A 17,869-nucleotide genomic window follows, 5' to 3' on the forward strand; every position below is an offset into this window, starting at 1 on the left:
TATTCCTACTGGGGTTCATTTCTGCAAACCCTACTTTTTAGGAACTGAAAAGCAGAACTATACAGGACATAAACACATGGCTTTAAATAGGATCAATTAAGCTTCAATTTGCTGCTCTAAATGGCCGTTGTTCCTGTGTAGGGATAGGACTGGCTTAGTATCGCTTTATTCCACAAACAAATGAGTTCATCACGAGCAATCCAATTGGATAGCACTTCTATGTTTACCATAAATATGATCTAATAGCTATGCAAATCTTTCCAATAGCGCTACAATTTTGGTATTTTAGCCAAATGCAAAAATCCAATAGAAACGCTTTTACCAATTTCTTCAATTCCGAAAAAACGGGCGGAATACTTTTGTTGTTTTGTGTATGTTTTTCGCTAATGATTGCAAATTCTGGTGGTAAAGAAGCTTTTCAGCGATTGTTAGATTACACCTTGGGCCTTCAATTGGGCATTGCCCAAATCAATTATAGTGTGGCCGTTTGGATCAACGATGGGTTAATGGCGGTTTTTTTCCTGCTGGTTGGTCTTGAAATCAAAAGGGAGCTGGTTGCCGGCGAACTGTCCAATGCACGAAAAGCTTCTCTCCCTGTGCTGGCCGCTATTGGGGGCATGCTGCTTCCGGCAGGTATTTACTGGGCCATTAACCAAGGAAACCTAACCTCTGGTGGCTGGGGTATTCCCATGGCTACGGATATTGCCTTTGCTTTGGCCATTATAGCCATGTTAGGCAAAAACGTACCACCATCCCTAAAGATTTTTTTAGCTGCCTTGGCCATTGTAGATGATTTGGGAGCCATTTTGGTGATTGCCATTTTTTATACAGAGCAAATCCACTGGCAACAACTTTATCTTGCCGGCGCTATTGTTGCCGCACTGGTTACCCTAAATTATTTCAAAATAAAATCCCTTTGGTTTTATTTAATCCCCGGCATTTTCCTTTGGTATTTCATGCATCATTCAGGTATCCATGCCACTATTGCGGGTGTAATACTGGCCTTTACCATCCCTATGGGAACAAAGGCCATATCGCCTTTAGAAAACTTGGAACACACTTTAACCAAACCGGTTAATTTTTTAATCATGCCTATTTTTGCATTGGCAAATACCAACATTACCTTTGAAAGCGGCATGGTTAAAGGTTTAGCTTCCCCTTTGGGGCTTGGCATTATTTTAGGGCTTTTTGTGGGTAAAGCGCTTGGTGTTAGCTTATTTTCGTACCTGGCCGTAAAACTGAAACTGGCCAATTTACCTTCGGCCGCCAATTGGAAACATATTATTGGTGTTGGCATGCTGGCGGGCATTGGCTTTACCATGTCTATTTTTATTGCGATGCTTTCATTTTCAGACCACCTTCATGTAGTGGAGGCCAAGTTTGCTATTTTATGCGCCTCGATTTTATCGGGCATGGTGGGCTTCATCTTTTTAAAATCCCTAAAAAGCAAATATGCCTAGTACAATTATTGAAACGGAAAGATGTTTGATAAGGCCGTTGGCTTTAACGGATGCCGCAGGAATTTTTGAATTGGATAGCAATTTCGAAGTACACAGATTTTTAGGAAAAAACCCCATCAAAACCATAGAAGAAGCTGAAAATACAATCAAATTTATCTGTAAGCAATATACTGATTTGGGCATTGGCCGATGGGCAATTACCGATAAGGCCACTGCTGATTTTATAGGATGGACAGGTTTTAAATATATTATTGACCCTATTAACAACCGTGTAAACTACCACGATTTTGGCTATAGATTAATAGAAAGATACTGGGGCAAAGGCATTGCTACCGAGACTGGAAAAGCTTGCATTGACCATGCCTTTGAAACCTTGAATTTAGATACCGTGTATGCCATGTGCGAAGCAGGAAACGTCGGTTCTGCAAATGTTTTGCAAAAATGTGGTTTAATCCAGCTAGAGACCTTTGATTTTGACAGCATTCCCCATCGTTTCTTTTCCTTATCCAAAAAAGAATGGCAAAAAGCAAATCGTTTTTAAATTCACAGAATTAGACCATATGGCTTTTTATGATTTAGCAAGACAAGATCGCGATTTATTGGTGAAGCAAATTCAAGAGCTTATCCTAATAGATGTTACTTCCGCAAAAAACGTCCATATATCATTATATTTTGCTGATGAGGACACCTATATTAGAAAAACAGCTTATTTGGCTATTGGGAAAATCTGCAAAACAGACCAAATACTGCTGCCCGCAACAATCAGTTTACTAAACGATCTGCTGAAACACCCCGACTTTAAAGTACGGCAAACCGTTATTAATGCCGCTGGCGAAATTGGCAAATGGAACTTTCCAAAGGTTCAGGCTTTTTTTGATGCGGGACTATTTGACGAGCACCATTCGGTGAGAAATGCGGTGATTGGCTCCGTAAAAAAAATGGGCGAAGTGAACCCTGCTCCAGTGCTGGCTTGGGCGCAAAATTATTTGCAGCATCCCGATAAAGAAGTTAGGCGTGAAATTTGCCACGGGATTGAACTAAGGGGCAGAAAATACCCACAAGACATTTTACCCTTGCTTAAACAGCTTGAACTTGATCCAACCAAAAGAGTAAGCAGTACACTGGTGCATGTAATTGGCCAAATTTCCTATAAAAAGGGGTGTTTAGCCACGGTAATTGCCGATCTAAAAACCTGGCAAAACAAGGATTTGGTAAACCAGGCTATCCTCGAAATCATTGATGTGCATGATCGTTACAAAGATTTTTCGGCCTTAAGCCAACAGGAAGCCATGGATTATATTTCCAAGCACTTTTAAAAGTTACGCAGCCGCTTCTACGTGGTTATCTTGAATGTTGAAACATGATGCAGCAAACAATCATCAATTAGCTTTGACCAACAGGCGGTAAAAAAACTTAAGCTTTACGAAAACTGCTCCATAAATCCCTTAATACTTGCTTTTAGGTTGTTTGCGTCAATATTTTTCACAAAAGCACTGCCTATAATTGCGCCGCTTGCATGCTGACTTGCCGCTAAATAAGTCTCTTTATTGGAAATACCAAAGCCAATTACCACCGGGCTTTTCAGTTTCATGTCTGCAATGCGTTTAAAGTAGTTTGTTGCATTTTCAGAAACGGCCAAATTACTTCCCGTAGTAGCTGATGAAGATACCAGATAGATAAAAGCATTGCTCAAACCATCAATTTTACGAATACGTTCTTCGGAGGTTTGTGGCGTTACCAAAAAGATATTGCTTAAACCATACTTTTCAAAAGTTGCCTGGTAAAGCTCTTCATACTCGTACATGGGCAAATCAGGGATAATGCAGCCATCAACGCCAACTTCTTTACATTTGCTGCAAAAAGCGTCTACACCGTATTGCAAAACTACGTTTACATAGCCCATTAATAAAATAGGAATGGTTACCCTTTGGCGCAAATCCTTCAATTGCTCAAATAGCAAGGCCAAAGTCATCCCATTATCTAGGGCCTGCTTGCTGCTGGCCTGAATAATTGGCCCATCGGCCACTGGGTCTGAATAGGGAAAACCTATTTCCAGAAAATCGGCTCCCGTCTTTTCCAATTCTTCGGCGATTTCCAAAGTATCGTCCAGATGAGGATAGCCTGCGGTATAATAAATAGAGAGCAACTGTTTTTGTTGTTCCTTAAATAATTGTTGAAGTCTGTTCATTTATGTCGAGTGGTTAGTGGTTAGTGATTAGTGGTCAGTTGAGAGAGGCACCTTATAAATTAAAATATTTCATATAAGTTTCCATATCCTTATCGCCTCTGCCCGAAAGGCAAACCACCACATTATCACCTGCTTTGAACTGCATTTTTTCAAGATAAGCTAAGGCATGGGCGCTTTCAATGGCCGGAATAATCCCTTCATATTGGGTTAAAAGCAAACCAGCTTGCAAAGCTTCCTCATCAGTAATCGAAGCGTAAAGTCCGCGGCCGGTTTTAAACAAATGCGCATGTTGCGGCCCAATGCCCGGATAGTCCAATCCGGCCGAAACCGAATGAGGTTCCACGACCTGGCCATCCGCCGTTTGCATTAAGATACTTCTGCTGCCATGTAATACGCCTTCCTTTCCCAACGTGGTAGTTGCTGCAGAGAAACCGCTATCAATTCCCTTTCCTGCCGCTTCCACGGCAATTAGTTTCACCGTTTCATCATCAATAAAATGATAGAACATTCCCATGGCATTGCTACCTCCGCCAACACAGGCCAATACATAATCAGGCAATGATTTTCCAGTTTGCTCTAGCAATTGGTTTTTGGTTTCAAATGAGATGATTGATTGAAATTGGGCTACCATATCTGGGTAAGGATGTGGGCCAACCACCGAACCAATGATATAATGGGTATCTACAGGGTTGCTGATCCAATCACGCATGGCTTCATTGGTTGCATCTTTGAGTGTTTTACTGCCAGAAGTGGCGGCTACTACTTTTGCGCCCAACATTTTCATACGGGCTACATTGGGTGCCTGCCGTTTAATATCTACCTCGCCCATATATACCACACACTCTAAACCACGCAGGGCGCAAACCGTAGCGGTAGCTACCCCATGTTGGCCGGCGCCGGTTTCGGCAATGATTCGTTTTTTGCCTAGTTTTTCGGCGAGTAAAATTTGGCCTATGGTATTGTTAATTTTATGAGCTCCGGTGTGGTTTAGGTCTTCCCGTTTAAGAAAAATATTTGCGCCATATTTATCAGACAAACGCTTGGCTAAATAAAGTGGCGATGGCCTCCCAACATAATCTTTAAGCAGGGCTTTAAATTCCTGGTGAAATTGTTCGTCGTCAATAATTGCTTGGTATTTTTGACGCAGTTCTTCTACGTTTGGATAAAGCATTTCTGGGATGTAAGCACCACCAAAATCACCATAGTATCCTCTTTCATCTACAAAATAATTCATGTTTTATGTTCTTAATAAACAATAACTCTTTAAAAACTGACGCTGAAATAAATTCAGCTTGACGTATTTGTTTGCTAAACTTTACACCATATTTCCCGTCACCGAGATGTTACCTTCCCAAAAAAATCTTTCAATTTCTCCACATCTTTCAGACCTGGTTCAAGCTCAAATTTACTGTTTACATCTATGGCATAAAGCCTAGGATCTGGTATTGCTTTAATTTGTTGAGCATGTTCCAATCCTATTCCGCCGCTTAAGAAATAGGATTTGTCCAGGTGATAGTTTTCAAGTAGTTTCCAATCGAATACTTTACCTGATCCTCCGTGCGCTGGCGTTTGGGTATCAAAAAGGAAGTAATCTACAAGCGGGGCATAAGCTTCTAACTGCTTAAAATCAAAATCAGGATGAACGCCAAATGCCTTTATAATTTCTATTCCCAAATTTTTCAGCTCAGCACAATAATCAGTGCTTTCTGTTCCATGCAGTTGCACCGTCTTTAACTGATGTTTGGCTATTTTTAATTTCAGTTCACCAATTCCCTCGTTTACGAATACTCCTACGGTTTTAATATCAGCAGGAACATATTTAATGAGCTCCGCAGATACTTCACTAATGAACCTTGGAGATTTGGGATAGAAAATGAAGCCCAGGTAATCGGGACGTAAGTTGGCCACGTCGGCAATATTGGCCGCATGTTTCATTCCACAAACTTTGATTTTCATTTTTTAATTCGTTTTTTTATTTGAATCTCCTCATACACCTTAGTACATTTTTACTTTTGGAGCGTTGTTGTCTAACCACCTTAGGCATTTCAGACTTAGCTGTTCCAAAACGTTTAAGGCGGTTAAATGATTATCCTGTGATTAAACCTTTAAAGCTTCCCAAAGCCCTTTTACTCAGCAATGATTCTTCCGCTTCGTAGTAGCAATCTGCAAAGCTCACCTTTTGCTTGATGGTTTGGATGGCAAGTGCCGCATTGCACAACACTACATTGGTTTGAGCATCCGTTGCCTTTCCTTCCAGCACATCCATAAATATTTTAGCGGATGATGCTATGGTGTCTCCGCCCTGTATCTGTGGTTCCCGCAGTTCCTCAAAACCCAAATCGGCAACTTTAACCAGGGCTTCCCCATTTTTACTGAAGGTTTTGAAATCGCAGGTCAACGAAACTTCATCAAAGCCATCCACCGCGTGGATAATGGTATAATTTTTATCAGTTTGCTGGTATAAATAGGCATAAATACGAGCCAGCTCCAAACTAAACACCCCTACCATCTGATTTTTCGGCTTTGCCGGATTACACATTGGCCCCAGCATGTTAAAAAAGGTTTTTACGCCTAATTCCCTCCGAATGGGTGCGACAGTTTTCATGGCAGGATTGAACAAAGGTGCGTGGATGAAACAAATGCCCGCCCTATCCAAGCTGCGTTTCAGTTCACTTTCATCATCGGTAAAACGATAGCCCAAATGCTCCATCACGTTACTGGAACCACAGCCTGAAGAAACGCCATAGTTACCATGTTTTGCAACTTTATGTCCTGCTCCCGCAACCACAAACGACGCCAAAGTGGAAATATTAAAGGTGTCCTTGCCATCGCCACCAGTACCGCAAAGATCTACCAGCTCAAAATCGGAAAAATCCACTTTCAGGCAGAGGTCCAACATGGCGTCACGGAAGCCCTGCAATTCCTCTACGGTGATGTTACGCATGCAATAAGCGGTAATAAAAGCAGCAATTTGAGCGTTATTGAATTCGCCCATGGCAATGGAGGTCAATATTTTTTGAGCCTCGGCGCTGCTAAAAGTTTTGTTCTCGAAAAGGTGGCTTAATATTTTCTTCATGGTTATCAACAAAAAAAGGTTGCCTCATCAGCAACCTTCTAAAATATTTTTATTCAAAAAATAAACGTACAAAAGGTCACATCACGCTATTGCGTTATGCCACCACCAAATTGTATTTACGTTTACTTGTCTCATTCTGTAGGCAAATATGTAATTGTTTTTCTTTAAATGCAAAACGATTTTATTTTTTTAGCTAATATTTTTTAAAAAGCCCTTCATGGTAAAAGAAAAAGTAGTGCCTTTGCCTATCTGGCTCTGTACTTCGAGCCTGCCCTGATTAGCAATTACAAACTCTCGGCAAATAATTAGGCCCAAACTGGTACCTTCTTCTGCCGATGTACCCTTAGTTCCCGTTGCCGATAGCTCAAAAAGCTTTTCTATCCTGGCTTGGCTAATGCCCACGCCATTGTCTTTCACTTCAAATTTAACAGTATTTTTGTCGATGGTCTTGGCCTTTAGCGCCACCTCACCGTTTCTCTCGGTAAATTTAATGGCATTGGCCAGCAAATTTCTTACAATAAAATCAAAATGGTCTGCATCGGCTTTTAAAACCATGCCCTCTTCAATATCTATGTCTATTTCAATTTCCTTTTGCGCCGCCGATTCCTGCAACAAGCCTAAGTTCCGATAGATATTTGGCAGCGGGTTAAACTCGGAAACATTTAATCTCACGCCCTTGATCTGCATCTGCCCCCATTTAAGAAGCTTATCCAATATTTCCAGGCTACTATCGCAATGCGCTACCAATTTGCCCAACATCTTTTCCTGCATGTCCTGATCTAATTCCCTATCGGAAATGAGTTTCAGGATGCTGATGGTTGAAACCAATGGCGACCGAATATCATGAGCGATAATGGAGAAAAATTTGTCTTTGATTTCATTGCTTTCTTCCAGTTCCTTATTGGCCTTAGTGAGCAGCTTGTTCAGGTGTTTGGAACGGAAATAATTGCCCAAAGTAACCATAAGCACCAAAAAAATAGCGATGGCCACACACAGAATGATATTTTTGATCATCTTCTGTTCCTTGCTTTGTGCGGTTAGCTCGGTGAGCAGCGCTTTTGATTTTTCAAGCTCATAAGCACTTTCGAGGCTCGAAACCTGTTTCATCATGTCGGTATAAAACACCTGTTCTGCCAAGCTGTTTCGCTGTTCACGATAGTAAAGTGCTTTAACTAAATTGCCTTTTGCCTTATATAAATCGCCAATTTTATCCAATGCTACAATTTGCTGGCGGTGCATTTTATGCTGTGCCGCAATTTTTAGGGCTTGAGAAAGGTAAAAAAGCGCACTATCGGGCTGGTTTTTAACATACACTTGAGAAAGCTCTACCAAGGTTGATTGTTCCCGCAGCACATTTTTGATTTCCTTGGTAAAGGCCAGCGCTTCTTTGTAAATACCGATAGCCTCGTTACGCCTGCCACTTTTAAAATAAGCAGTTCCCAGTTGTACCATTAAACTTATCCTTAAACCATTAAAATCAGGCCGGTTGCTTTTGGCAAGTCCCTTTTTCAAATACGTTATGGCTTTTTCATAGTTTCCCAATTTGGTATATACATAACCGTAGTTAATGTACATGTTCAGGGATAAGTTAGATAAGGGGATTTGGCGGTCAATTTCTTCGGCGATACGCAGATTGCTCAGTGCATTTTCATACTCGCCCAAGCTATAATAAGCCTCTGCAAAAACAACCCTGCCTTCGAGCATACCTAATTTATGGCCATTTTTTTCACTGATACTGAGTGCATCCATGAAATAAGCGAGGGCCTTATCATAATTTCCCTTACGTTTTTCGACTACTCCCAAACGCACTAATGTTGCCGCCAAACCAGTATCATCGCCTTGTTCCCGGTAAATAGCTTCGGCCTCCAAATATTTTTCCCGGGAATCTCTATACCTGGTGGCATTATCTTCGATCATCCCGTATTGGTTTAACAAGGCAGCCTTACCCAAAACATCACCCTGGGCCGCAGCCAATTTAAGTCCCTGTTTCACATAATAAAGTGCCGAATCGGGGTTTAGGTACCGGTAATGTTTCACCATTTGAACATAGTCTTTACTTGAGTTCAGTGCAAGTGAAGGCCGCTGGGCAAAAATCCCCGAGATGAAAAGGTGATTTAACAAAAATCCAAACAAGACAAAAATGAGCGTTTTTTGCTTGTGACGCGTCATTACTTAATCAGGGGATTTTTTTCTTTGGTGAAAAGTTCAAATACTTTTTTATCGGCAAAGGCCGGAAACCATTTATTTACCCAAACGGCCAGTTTCCCCTGACGTGTCATGATCAAGGTACGTTTCCTTTGTTCAATGCCATCGCAAATACGTTGTGCCACTTCTTCGGCACTCATCATTTTACCTTCTTCCATACTGGTTTGGCCATGGGCAGTGCCATCTTGCGATAGGGCGGCCACCCTAATATTTGAAGTGGTAAAACCCGGACAGGCCACCATCACATGAACACCGGTTTTCAGCAATTCGGTACGCAGGGATTCCATAAAACCGTTCATCGCAAATTTTGAAGATGAATAGCCCGTACGGCCCGGCAAGCCTCGGTAGCCTGCAATAGAAGAAACGGCCACAATACTGCCAGTAGTTTCCAATATGTGGGGCAGCGCATATTTGGTGCAATACACAGTGCCCCAAAAGTTTACATCCATTAAATTTTTAAGCACAGCTAAATCCAAATCCTTAAACAGGGCACGCATGGACAAACCTGCGTTGTTAATGAGCACATCCAACTTGCCAAAGGTAAGTACGGTTTGCTTAACCAGTGCCTCGCAATCTTCTTCCCTGCTCACGTCAGCCTGTATGGCCAAAGCTTTGATCCCATATGCTTTCTCCAGCGAGGCTGTAATTTCACACAGGGTAACATATTGGCGGGCGGCAAGCACTACATTGGCGCCCCGTTTTGCCATTTCCTGGGCAAGCGCTTTTCCGATGCCAGATGATGCCCCGGTAATGACTACAGTTTTATTTTTTAAGCTCATATTTACTTTATTAGGGTGTTTTCATAGGGTACGCGAGTGGCAATGGAGCGTCCAAGCGTAACCTCATCAGCATATTCCAGCTCGCCGCCAAAGGCTATGCCCCGGGCAATGGTAGTAATAGGAATATTAAAATCTTTCAGTTTTTTATGGAGATAGAATAACGTGGTATCTCCTTCCATGTTGGCGCTTAAGGCCAGGATAATTTCCTTGACCTCGGAGTTTTTTACCCTTTCTACCAGGTTTTCAATATTCAGATCAGCAGGGCCAACGCCATCCATCGGCGAAATTAATCCACCCAACACGTGGTACACCCCAAAATATTGGTGGGTATTTTCAATGGCCATTACATCCCTGGCATCTTCCACTACACAAATCACCTCCTTTTCCCTTTTTGGTGCCGAACAGATATTACAGGTGTCGTAATCGGAAATGTTGTGGCAAATTTTACAGTTTTTGATTTCGTTTTTAAGTTTGATCAAAGTGTTTCCAAATTGTGCAACCTCAGCCTGCTCCTTACCTAAAAGATGCAAAACCAAGCGTAGTGCGGTTTTTTGGCCAATACCTGGTAGCTTACCAAACTCATTTACTGCATCTTCGAGCAATTTGGAAGAAAAATTCATGATGCAAATTTATTAGTTATTTGCCACAGATGCACAGATTTATTTAATCTCTTGTACATTTTGGGAACGGTATCAAAATAGGATGTTTATTTATTAGACAGTTAAGTATAAGCATAGTGCCAAACTACTGCTGCTTTGTTGTACATTTACTTCCACGGGAGAAATTAAATCCGCTTCCGATGCGGTGTTTGACAAGTTACTTTCAACACCACTTATTTTTATTAACTTTTGCTGTTTTTTAAAAACCAAGTTGCGAGTTTTAGCAAGTTTTTGCTACTTTTAGCAACAAATCAGATTATAATATGAGTTCAACATTACTACTTTGCTTCTTGATAGGCTACTTTGGTGTCTTGATTGCGATTGCATTTGCGACGTCGAAAAATTCATCAGACAACTCAACTTTCTTTTTGGCCAACAAAAACTCCAAATGGTATTTAGTTGCGTTTGGTATGATTGGAACGGCATTATCGGGCGTTACCTTTATATCGGTACCAGGAGAAGTTGGTGCCCCCGCAGGAAACCAATTCCAATATTTCCAGTTTGTTTTGGGAAATGCTGTTGGGTTTATCATCATTGCAACAGTGCTGTTGCCTTTGTATTACCGAATGAACCTGACCTCCATTTATAGTTATATTGAACAAAGATTAGGCTATTACAGTTACAAAACGGCTGCTTTTATTTTCTTGGTAAGCAGAACCCTAGGCTCAGCCACCAGACTATACCTGGTAGTTATTGTGCTGCAACGCTTTATATTTGATACTTATGGCGTACCATTTTGGGTAACCGTACTAATTTCTTTAGGGTTAATTTGGTCGTACACCTTCAAGGGAGGCTTAAAAACCATCATCATTACCGATACGCTACAAACGTTTTTCTTGGTGCTATCTGTTTTTTTAACCATCTATTTCATTTGTGATAGCTTAAGCTTAAGCATACCAGAAGCATTTGAAACCGTAAAAAACAGCAGCTATTCCAAGATCTTTTTCTTCGAAGATTTCTTGACCAGCAAGTTCTATTTCAGCAAACAGTTCATTGGTGGAATATTTGTAACCATTGCCATGACGGGCCTTGATCAGGATTTGATGCAAAAAAATCTGAGCATGAAAACCATTGGCGAAGCTCAAAAAAACATGTTTACCTTCACCGGAATATTTGTGGTGTTAAACATCTTCTTCTTAAGTGTGGGCGCCTTACTTTACATCTTCGCTGCTAAAAACGGCATCGAAATTCCTTTGGACCATGTTACCGGCAAACCAAGAACCGACCTACTGTTTCCGGAAATTGCCCTTAATCACCTATCTACCATACCGGCTATTGTATTTATGTTAGGTTTAACCGCGGCAACTTTTGCCACTACAGATAGTGCATTAACCGCTTTAACCACTTCTTTTTGCGTGGATTTCCTTGGAATGGGAAAAACGGATATGCTCAATCAAACGGACATTAAAGATACTGCCGATAAGCTTGGAAAAAACGAAGAAGAATTTTCGAAGGTAATGAACGATTTAAATAAAAAAGCGGTTAAAAAACGACATACCGTTCACATTACATTTTCATTGATCATGTTTTTCGTGATTTTGGCAATCAACGCCTTAAATAGCTCATCGGTGGTGAGCTTAATTTTCCTAATTGCCTCCTATACCTACGGACCGCTTTTAGGACTATATTCATTTGGCCTATTTGTAAAATCACGCGGACTACATGACAAACTGGTTCCCTGGGTGTGTGTTATTTCTCCAATTTTGTGTTACTTTTTTGCTACCAATGCCGAAAAGCTGCTTGGTGGATATGTTTTTAGTGTAGAACTTATTTTAATAAATGGATTCATTACTTTTATGGGACTATTGCTGATCAGCAAAAAGACGGATCAGCAAACCAGATTTTAAAACCCTATTAAAAAGTATGAATAGTGAAGAGAAGATAAGAAGTGCTTTTGCCAACAAAGATTGGCAAGAAATTAAGGTAACGGACAGCTGGCAGATTTTCAAGATCATGGCCGAATTTGTAGATGGCTTTGAGAAATTATCGAAAATTGGGCCATGCGTAAGTATTTTTGGCTCGGCCAGAACAGCTGAAACCAATCCTTATTACCAAATTGCGGTGGAGTGCGGCCGCTTGTTAACCGAACGCGGCTACGGTGTTATTACAGGTGGTGGACCAGGTATCATGGAAGCTGGAAATAAGGGCGCTCACATGAATGGCGGCAAATCTGTAGGTTTAAATATTGATTTGCCTTTTGAGCAGTTCCACAACAAATATATTGAACCTAGCCGGTTGCTTGAGTTTGACTACTTTTTTGTGAGGAAAGTGATGTTCATGAAGTATTCGCAGGGCTTTATTGTACTGCCTGGCGGCATGGGAACTATGGACGAGCTTTTTGAAGCTTTAACATTGATCCAAACTGGCAAAATCGCTCGTTTCCCCATTGTGCTGGTAGGTTCAGCTTACTGGGGTGGTTTGGTAGATTGGCTAAAAAACACCATGCTGGAGAAAGAGCACAACATACATGCCGAAGATTTGAACTTGTTCCGATTGGTAGACACGGCAGAAGAAGCCGCCGAACATATCTTCAGGTTCTACGACAAATATGTACTGAAACCTAATTTCTAGGAATTCATTCCTCAAAAAATCCTTATAGAACATCAAACGCTATAGGGATTTTTTTATGCAGTAAGCTTTCTTCAAGTTTCATTGCCGCCAAACAAGGCCCTGTTTTATCTGTTGTGTAAATGCTAATTGAGGACTTCAGTGCAATTATTTTGTAACGTGGGCCCCTTTAAAACATCTAACCAGTAAAAGCTATCATGGAAAAAATAGTAACATGGACTAAGGGCGTATTCGATAGCTCCTATCAAATATTCTGCAACGGACAAATTTGCGGCAATCTTATTTTTGAGACCTGGAACAACCATGCCGTTGGCATTATGTCGCAAACCAACTATCACTTTAAATGTAAAGGTTTTATTGACACTGCCGTTACCATCTATGGCGACAACCATGTGGAACTGGGCCATATCAAGATGAACGTTTGGCAGATGCGTGCAATCATTAATTTACCGGGCCAAATTCCCCTCACCTGGAACTACAGCAATGCTTGGTTAAACCAATGGACAATTAGCAACCACCAGGACACCCAGCTTCATTACAAATCCTCATCCAGTTCGGGAATGGTAAACGGACAAAACCTGGACCACGAGCTTGCCCTGCTGGTTGGGCTCTATATCCGCGAATTCTTTTCCCGTTTGTTGGTAGCATTTATCTCGCTAATTGCGATCATGGTAATTATCAGAGGGATTTAGAGATGGGTAACTCCACCACTTACCACCAGTTTCATGGCATCGGCAGCGCTCATGTTCAAAGGCTTGATTTTATTTTTTTTAACAATGTAGATCTGCCCTGCAAAAGAATAAGAAAAAGGAAAGTAAACAATCGCTTCATCCAACATATCCAATTTGCTCAAATCATTTTGGGTAAGAAAACCGATACGCTTCATATCACCTTCGATTTCAACCAATACTGGATGGTTAAATTTCTTTTCATCCCCCACAAAAGCTTCCGTTAAATCCTTAATAGAAGTATAAATAAAATTGAACAGCGGCAATTTATTTAACCAGCGCTGAAACCAGTTGTACATGGGCTCAGTAACAAAGTAGGTCACAAAAATACCAGCACCCAGGATAATCAAAATTACGAACACCAAACCTAGCCCCGGGATATTTCGGCTTTCGCCCGTTTTGGGATCTACGCCAAAAATGCTATTGATGTTTACCCAACTATCAACGGTGGTTACTGCCCACACCACAATAAAAATGCTTAGCGCTATGGGCACCACAATTAATAGTCCTCTGATAAGGTAGCTCAACAAGGCTTTTCCAATCTTATTCATGGCGCAAAATTAACGTTTTTCAAATTGGTTGTTTAGTTTTTGGATGTTTGAGTGTTTGTTTTTTTAGTGCTCCGACTAACCAGCAAGCCAATCAACCAGCCAACTATTCGTAATAATATACCCTTTTTACTCTTTGCGATACGTTGGTAAGTATTTCGTAAGGAATGGTTCCAATGGCGGTGGCCAGGTCAACAATACTATGCTGTTGATTAAAAACAATCACTTCATCGCCTACGGCAAGTTCCATTCCGGTAACATCCAGCATGCACATATCCATACAAATGGAGCCTATAGTAGGCACTAGCTTGCCAGCAATCAACATTTTGCCCACACCATTACCAAATGCCCTGCTATATCCATCGGCATAGCCAATTTTAACGGTGGCAATGGTTCCGCCATTTGGTAAAACTCCCCGTCTGCTGTAACCTACGGTTTCGCCCGGCGCTAACTGCTTAATTTGCGAAATGGTGGTTTTTAAAACCGCAACCGTCTGCAAATCACTGGGTATTTTGTGCGCCGCATCAAAGCCGTACAAACCAATCCCCAGCCTCACCATATCAAATTGGTATTTTGGCCAGCGGCTAATTCCCGAAGTATTTAACACATGTTTAAGAGGCGAATGATGTAGCACCTCTGCAATTTGCTGGTACATGCGCTGGTAAAGCAATACTTGCTTTTCGGTAAACGAGTCGTGTTGTTCATCATCTGTTGCTACCAGGTGAGTAAAAACAGAAACTACTTTCAGCTTTTGGTTTCCTTTTAGCAAATGCAGCAGCTGTAACAAATGTTCTTCCTGAAACCCTAAACGGTGCATTCCCGTATCTAATTTGATATGGATGGGAAAACCATTCACTTCCTCGGGCAAAAAATGCAGAAAGTTTTGTAAAAGTTCCAGACTATAAATTTCGGGCTCTAGCTTATATCTCAACATGGGCTCAAAAGCCGACGGTTCTGGGCTCATCACCATTAAAGGAAGGGAAATACCCGCTTTACGCAAGGTAATGCCTTCGTCTACATAGGCCACTGTAAGATAATCTACTTTATGGTGCTGCAGTAAATTGGCGATTTCAAAACTGCCACTGCCATACGAAAACGCCTTGACCATGGCCATTGTTTTCACGCCTGGAGCCAATCTGGTTTTATAGGACTGTAGGTTATCTAGCAGCGCATTAAGATTAATTTCGAGCACCGTATCATGTATTTTTTGCGCTAGGCGTTTAATGATTCTTTCGAACTCAAATTTACGGGCACCTTTTACCAAAATGGTTTCGTGGTTAAAATTGAGCAAAGCTACGTTAGCCAAAAAGCTGGCAGTATCAGTAAAGAAAGATTTTTCCAGGTCAAACAAATGCGCATAGGCCGAAATATTCGCTCCAATCCCAATTAGTCTGTTTATTTTTTTTTGTTTTAGCAACAGGGCAATCTCTTGATATAATTGTTCGGCCGATTTACCCGTTTCCTGCAAATCAGATAAGATCAACGTACGTTTTGGATGCTGATTTTGCTGATTAAGAAAATCTAATGCAATGGCCAATGAAGAAATATCGGCACTGTAGCTATCATCAATCAACGAACATTGATCTATACCATTTACCAACTGCAAACGCATAGCTACTTTTGACAACTTTGAAAGTCTCGAAACCACTTCTTTAACGGCATAGCCCATAGCAAGCAAAGTTGCCCAACAAATCACGATATTTTCCATAGAAGCCGCATCAGTAAAAGGAACCTCTACTTCTACCTCCGCTCCCTGGTAAACTGCCTTTATTTTTGTTTTTCTGTTTTCTGCTAGCACTTTGATGACCTGCAGATCTGCCGGCTGAACAAAGCTCCAAGTAAATTTTCGTTTTCCTGGTATCTCAACATTTTTAGCAGTTAGGTATTCGGGAGCGTATATAAACGTCTCCACCCCCCTAAACAGCTTAAGTTTTTCCCCTAACTTCGCCTCCTTGCTGGCAAAACCTTCATCGTGCGCTTCTCTGATATTGGTAAGTACGCCTATTGTAGGCCGAATAAGTGTTGCCAATTGTTCCATTTCCCCCGGCCTGGAAATGCCGGCTTCAAAAATCCCCAGTTGATGCTGATGGTTTAGTTGCCAAACAGCTAACGGTACCCCAATTTGCGAGTTATAGCTTTTGGGGCTTCGCACCACCTGCAGATCGGCCGAGAGCAGTTGGTACAGCCATTCTTTAACGATGGTTTTTCCGTTGCTCCCGGTAATGCCAATCACTTTTAAATGATGCTGGTTTCGGTGATAGGCCACCAACTGCTGTAAGGCCTCGAGCGTATCGGCTACTTCAATCCAGTTGGCTTCCGGAAACTGATGGGCAACAATGGATTGTGATACCACAAAATTCCTGATCCCTTGTTGGTAGGCATTTGCGATAAATTGATGCCCGTTTCTTTGTGCCTTAATGGCAAAAAACAAACTATAGGGGGCATCTGCCAAACTACGGCTATCGGTAATGAGGTTTTTAATAAGCGCTTGCGGGTTGACCAGTAAGCTTTTGCCATTTAAAATTTCAGCAATTTGCTGGATGGTATAGTGCTCTTTTGCGATAGCCATGATAGGTTAATGGGATTTTTTTACGAATTTCAGCAAATATTTATGAAAACCGATAAAGAAAAGAAATACAATTACGATAAAAAAACAGCTTTACAGAAAGCTGCCAATTGGTGCGCCTTCCAGGAACGCTCACAACAGGAAACCCGAGACAAGCTTTACGAATGGCAGATGAAACCTGATGAGGTGGAAGACATCATTTCTACTTTAATTTCGGAGAACTTTTTAAATGAAGAACGATTTGCACTTGCCTACGTTTCTGGAAAATTCAAGATCAAACAATGGGGAAAGTTAAAAATAAAACAGGGGCTCAAATTAAAAAGGGTACCTGAGCAAATCATCAAAAAAGCAATAAGCAGTATCGATGAAGATGAATATTTGCAGACTTTGCAGCTTTTACTTGAAAAAAAGCAAGCTGTGGAGCGAGAGAAAAATGTTTTAAAGCGTCAACTAAAGCTTTTAAACTACCTTCAAAGCAAGGGCTATGAAAAAGATTTAATTTTTCTTTTACTAAAATCATCATGATTTTAGCACACAACAAGTATATAAATATGAAAAACAACCAGTTAGAATAAAACGTTAATTTTTTATTAAATATTTCTTGGCAGAAATATAAATCTGCGTATATTTGCATCACCAAAACGGAAATGGCCTCTACAGAAGCCTAAAAGTTTTGAAATATCGGATGATATTAACAATGCGAAAGTAGCTCAGTTGGTAGAGCACAACCTTGCCAAGGTTGGGGTCGCGAGTTCGAATCTCGTCTTTCGCTCTAAGTGCCCTCCTACCAGGGGGCATTTAATTTTAAAAAGCATTTATTGCTTGCTGAAGTGGTGGAACTGGTAGACACGCAGGACTTAAAATCCTGTGCCCTCAACAGGCGTGCGGGTTCGATTCCCGCCTTCAGTACGAACCTTCTTTATCAGATAAAGGAGGTTTTTTTTCGAGATTTCATGGTAATGATTGCTTGAAAAAAATAAAATAAAAAACATCTTCCGGATGTTGATCATGCGAAAGTAGCTCAGTTGGTAGAGCACAACCTTGCCAAGGTTGGGGTCGCGAGTTCGAATCTCGTCTTTCGCTCTAAGTGCC

At 41.2% G+C, this 17,869-nt stretch carries 16 protein-coding genes and 3 tRNA genes; 10 read left to right on the forward strand and 9 right to left on the reverse strand.

Translation table 11 applies throughout. The features are described from left to right. Positions 1–248: 248 nt before the first annotated feature. Genes nhaA through DUT71_RS09470 form a run of 3 tightly spaced genes read left to right on the forward strand, consistent with a single transcriptional unit; the run spans position 249 to position 2,776 of the window. Positions 249–1,460 carry a Na+/H+ antiporter NhaA gene (nhaA, locus tag DUT71_RS09460; protein WP_394341143.1) on the forward strand — a complete coding sequence of 404 codons (1,212 nt, stop codon included), beginning with the start codon at positions 249–251 and terminating at the stop codon, positions 1,458–1,460. Next, positions 1,453–2,001, forward strand: coding sequence for a GNAT family N-acetyltransferase (locus tag DUT71_RS09465; RefSeq protein WP_113662295.1), 549 nt, complete (start codon positions 1,453–1,455; stop codon positions 1,999–2,001). Before nhaA ends, DUT71_RS09465 begins: the two co-directional genes overlap by 8 nt. Before the next feature lie 19 nt (positions 2,002–2,020). Then, positions 2,021–2,776: a HEAT repeat domain-containing protein gene (locus tag DUT71_RS09470; RefSeq protein ID WP_113662296.1), complete on the forward strand. Its 756-nt coding sequence runs from the start codon at positions 2,021–2,023 to the stop codon at positions 2,774–2,776. A gap of 104 nt (positions 2,777–2,880) precedes the next feature. On the opposite strand, the gene trpA is transcribed toward DUT71_RS09470, so the two are convergent. The 7 genes from trpA to recR all read right to left on the reverse strand — a co-directional run bounded on the left by trpA (position 2,881) and on the right by recR (position 10,328). Then, entirely contained in the window at positions 2,881–3,648 is a 768-nt protein-coding gene (gene trpA / locus DUT71_RS09475) for a tryptophan synthase subunit alpha (RefSeq protein ID WP_113662297.1), read from the reverse strand. A gap of 52 nt (positions 3,649–3,700) precedes the next feature. Further along, on the reverse strand, positions 3,701–4,882 hold the full coding sequence (trpB, locus tag DUT71_RS09480; protein WP_113662298.1) for a tryptophan synthase subunit beta: 1,182 nt from the start codon (positions 4,880–4,882) through the stop codon (positions 3,701–3,703). A 98-nt stretch (positions 4,883–4,980) separates the two neighbouring features. Continuing rightward, positions 4,981–5,604, reverse strand: a complete 624-nt coding sequence (locus tag DUT71_RS09485) for a phosphoribosylanthranilate isomerase (RefSeq protein ID WP_113662299.1) — start codon at positions 5,602–5,604, stop codon at positions 4,981–4,983. A gap of 130 nt (positions 5,605–5,734) precedes the next feature. Next, positions 5,735–6,724 (reverse strand): anthranilate phosphoribosyltransferase, encoded by a 990-nt coding sequence (gene trpD, locus DUT71_RS09490; protein ID WP_113662300.1) that lies wholly within the window; start codon positions 6,722–6,724, stop codon positions 5,735–5,737. A gap of 189 nt (positions 6,725–6,913) precedes the next feature. Beyond that, entirely contained in the window at positions 6,914–8,893 is a 1,980-nt protein-coding gene (locus DUT71_RS09495) for a tetratricopeptide repeat-containing sensor histidine kinase (RefSeq protein ID WP_113662301.1), read from the reverse strand. Further along, complete coding sequence (locus DUT71_RS09500) at positions 8,893–9,708, reverse strand: SDR family oxidoreductase (protein WP_113662302.1); 816 nt, start codon at positions 9,706–9,708, stop codon at positions 8,893–8,895. The genes DUT71_RS09495 and DUT71_RS09500 overlap by 1 nt, the downstream gene beginning before the upstream one ends. Before the next feature lie 2 nt (positions 9,709–9,710). Beyond that, the gene (gene recR / locus DUT71_RS09505; RefSeq protein WP_113662303.1) at positions 9,711–10,328 is read right to left on the reverse strand and encodes a recombination mediator RecR; all 618 of its coding nucleotides are present in this window, start codon (positions 10,326–10,328) and stop codon (positions 9,711–9,713) included. A 302-nt stretch (positions 10,329–10,630) separates the two neighbouring features. Here recR and DUT71_RS09510 point away from each other — a divergent pair, with 302 nt between their 5' ends. The 3 genes from DUT71_RS09510 (at position 10,631) to DUT71_RS09520 (ending at position 13,627) form a co-directional block, all read left to right on the forward strand. Then, a complete protein-coding gene (locus DUT71_RS09510; protein ID WP_113662304.1) occupies positions 10,631–12,214 on the forward strand; it encodes a sodium:solute symporter in 1,584 nt (527 codons plus the stop codon). A gap of 16 nt (positions 12,215–12,230) precedes the next feature. After that, positions 12,231–12,938 carry an LOG family protein gene (locus DUT71_RS09515; RefSeq protein WP_113662305.1) on the forward strand — a complete coding sequence of 236 codons (708 nt, stop codon included), beginning with the start codon at positions 12,231–12,233 and terminating at the stop codon, positions 12,936–12,938. Between the two features lie 194 nt (positions 12,939–13,132). Continuing rightward, complete coding sequence (locus DUT71_RS09520) at positions 13,133–13,627, forward strand: hypothetical protein (protein ID WP_113662306.1); 495 nt, start codon at positions 13,133–13,135, stop codon at positions 13,625–13,627. Here DUT71_RS09520 and DUT71_RS09525 read toward each other — a convergent pair. Next, positions 13,624–14,214 carry a DUF502 domain-containing protein gene (locus DUT71_RS09525; protein WP_113662307.1) on the reverse strand — a complete coding sequence of 197 codons (591 nt, stop codon included), beginning with the start codon at positions 14,212–14,214 and terminating at the stop codon, positions 13,624–13,626. The two genes, DUT71_RS09520 and DUT71_RS09525, sit on opposite strands and share 4 nt — an antisense overlap. 103 nt (positions 14,215–14,317) lie before the next feature. After that, entirely contained in the window at positions 14,318–16,780 is a 2,463-nt protein-coding gene (locus DUT71_RS09530) for a bifunctional UDP-N-acetylmuramoyl-tripeptide:D-alanyl-D-alanine ligase/alanine racemase (RefSeq protein WP_240186895.1), read from the reverse strand. A gap of 42 nt (positions 16,781–16,822) precedes the next feature. Between DUT71_RS09530 and DUT71_RS09535 the strand changes: the two genes are divergently transcribed. The 4 genes from DUT71_RS09535 (at position 16,823) to DUT71_RS09550 (ending at position 17,860) form a co-directional block, all read left to right on the forward strand. Further along, positions 16,823–17,302: a regulatory protein RecX gene (locus tag DUT71_RS09535; protein ID WP_113662419.1), complete on the forward strand. Its 480-nt coding sequence runs from the start codon at positions 16,823–16,825 to the stop codon at positions 17,300–17,302. A 174-nt stretch (positions 17,303–17,476) separates the two neighbouring features. Beyond that, positions 17,477–17,549: transfer RNA gene (locus DUT71_RS09540), tRNA-Gly, on the forward strand. Between the two features lie 52 nt (positions 17,550–17,601). Next, positions 17,602–17,686 (forward strand) — tRNA-Leu (locus DUT71_RS09545). 101 nt (positions 17,687–17,787) lie between these two features. Next, positions 17,788–17,860, forward strand: a tRNA-Gly gene (locus tag DUT71_RS09550). The last annotated feature ends 9 nt before the right edge of the window (positions 17,861–17,869 follow it).

Origin of the sequence: Pedobacter nanyangensis, assembly GCF_003313505.1 — a bacterium.
GTDB lineage: Bacteria > Bacteroidota > Bacteroidia > Sphingobacteriales > Sphingobacteriaceae > Pedobacter > Pedobacter nanyangensis.

Bases quoted from the DNA above. Each gene is read 5' to 3' on its own strand.
- nhaA (WP_394341143.1), top strand. From the start codon at position 249: ATGCAAATCTTTCCAATAGCGCTACAATTTTGGTATTTTAGCCAAATG.
- DUT71_RS09465 (WP_113662295.1), top strand. From the start codon at position 1,453: ATGCCTAGTACAATTATTGAAACGGAAAGATGTTTGATAAGGCCGTTG.
- DUT71_RS09470 (WP_113662296.1), top strand. From the start codon at position 2,021: ATGGCTTTTTATGATTTAGCAAGACAAGATCGCGATTTATTGGTGAAG.
- trpA (WP_113662297.1), bottom strand. From the start codon at position 3,648: ATGAACAGACTTCAACAATTATTTAAGGAACAACAAAAACAGTTGCTC.
- trpB (WP_113662298.1), bottom strand. From the start codon at position 4,882: ATGAATTATTTTGTAGATGAAAGAGGATACTATGGTGATTTTGGTGGT.
- DUT71_RS09485 (WP_113662299.1), bottom strand. From the start codon at position 5,604: ATGAAAATCAAAGTTTGTGGAATGAAACATGCGGCCAATATTGCCGAC.
- trpD (WP_113662300.1), bottom strand. From the start codon at position 6,724: ATGAAGAAAATATTAAGCCACCTTTTCGAGAACAAAACTTTTAGCAGC.
- DUT71_RS09495 (WP_113662301.1), bottom strand. From the start codon at position 8,893: ATGACGCGTCACAAGCAAAAAACGCTCATTTTTGTCTTGTTTGGATTT.
- DUT71_RS09500 (WP_113662302.1), bottom strand. From the start codon at position 9,708: ATGAGCTTAAAAAATAAAACTGTAGTCATTACCGGGGCATCATCTGGC.
- recR (WP_113662303.1), bottom strand. From the start codon at position 10,328: ATGAATTTTTCTTCCAAATTGCTCGAAGATGCAGTAAATGAGTTTGGT.
- DUT71_RS09510 (WP_113662304.1), top strand. From the start codon at position 10,631: ATGAGTTCAACATTACTACTTTGCTTCTTGATAGGCTACTTTGGTGTC.
- DUT71_RS09515 (WP_113662305.1), top strand. From the start codon at position 12,231: ATGAATAGTGAAGAGAAGATAAGAAGTGCTTTTGCCAACAAAGATTGG.
- DUT71_RS09520 (WP_113662306.1), top strand. From the start codon at position 13,133: ATGGAAAAAATAGTAACATGGACTAAGGGCGTATTCGATAGCTCCTAT.
- DUT71_RS09525 (WP_113662307.1), bottom strand. From the start codon at position 14,214: ATGAATAAGATTGGAAAAGCCTTGTTGAGCTACCTTATCAGAGGACTA.
- DUT71_RS09530 (WP_240186895.1), bottom strand. From the start codon at position 16,780: ATGGCTATCGCAAAAGAGCACTATACCATCCAGCAAATTGCTGAAATT.
- DUT71_RS09535 (WP_113662419.1), top strand. From the start codon at position 16,823: ATGAAAACCGATAAAGAAAAGAAATACAATTACGATAAAAAAACAGCT.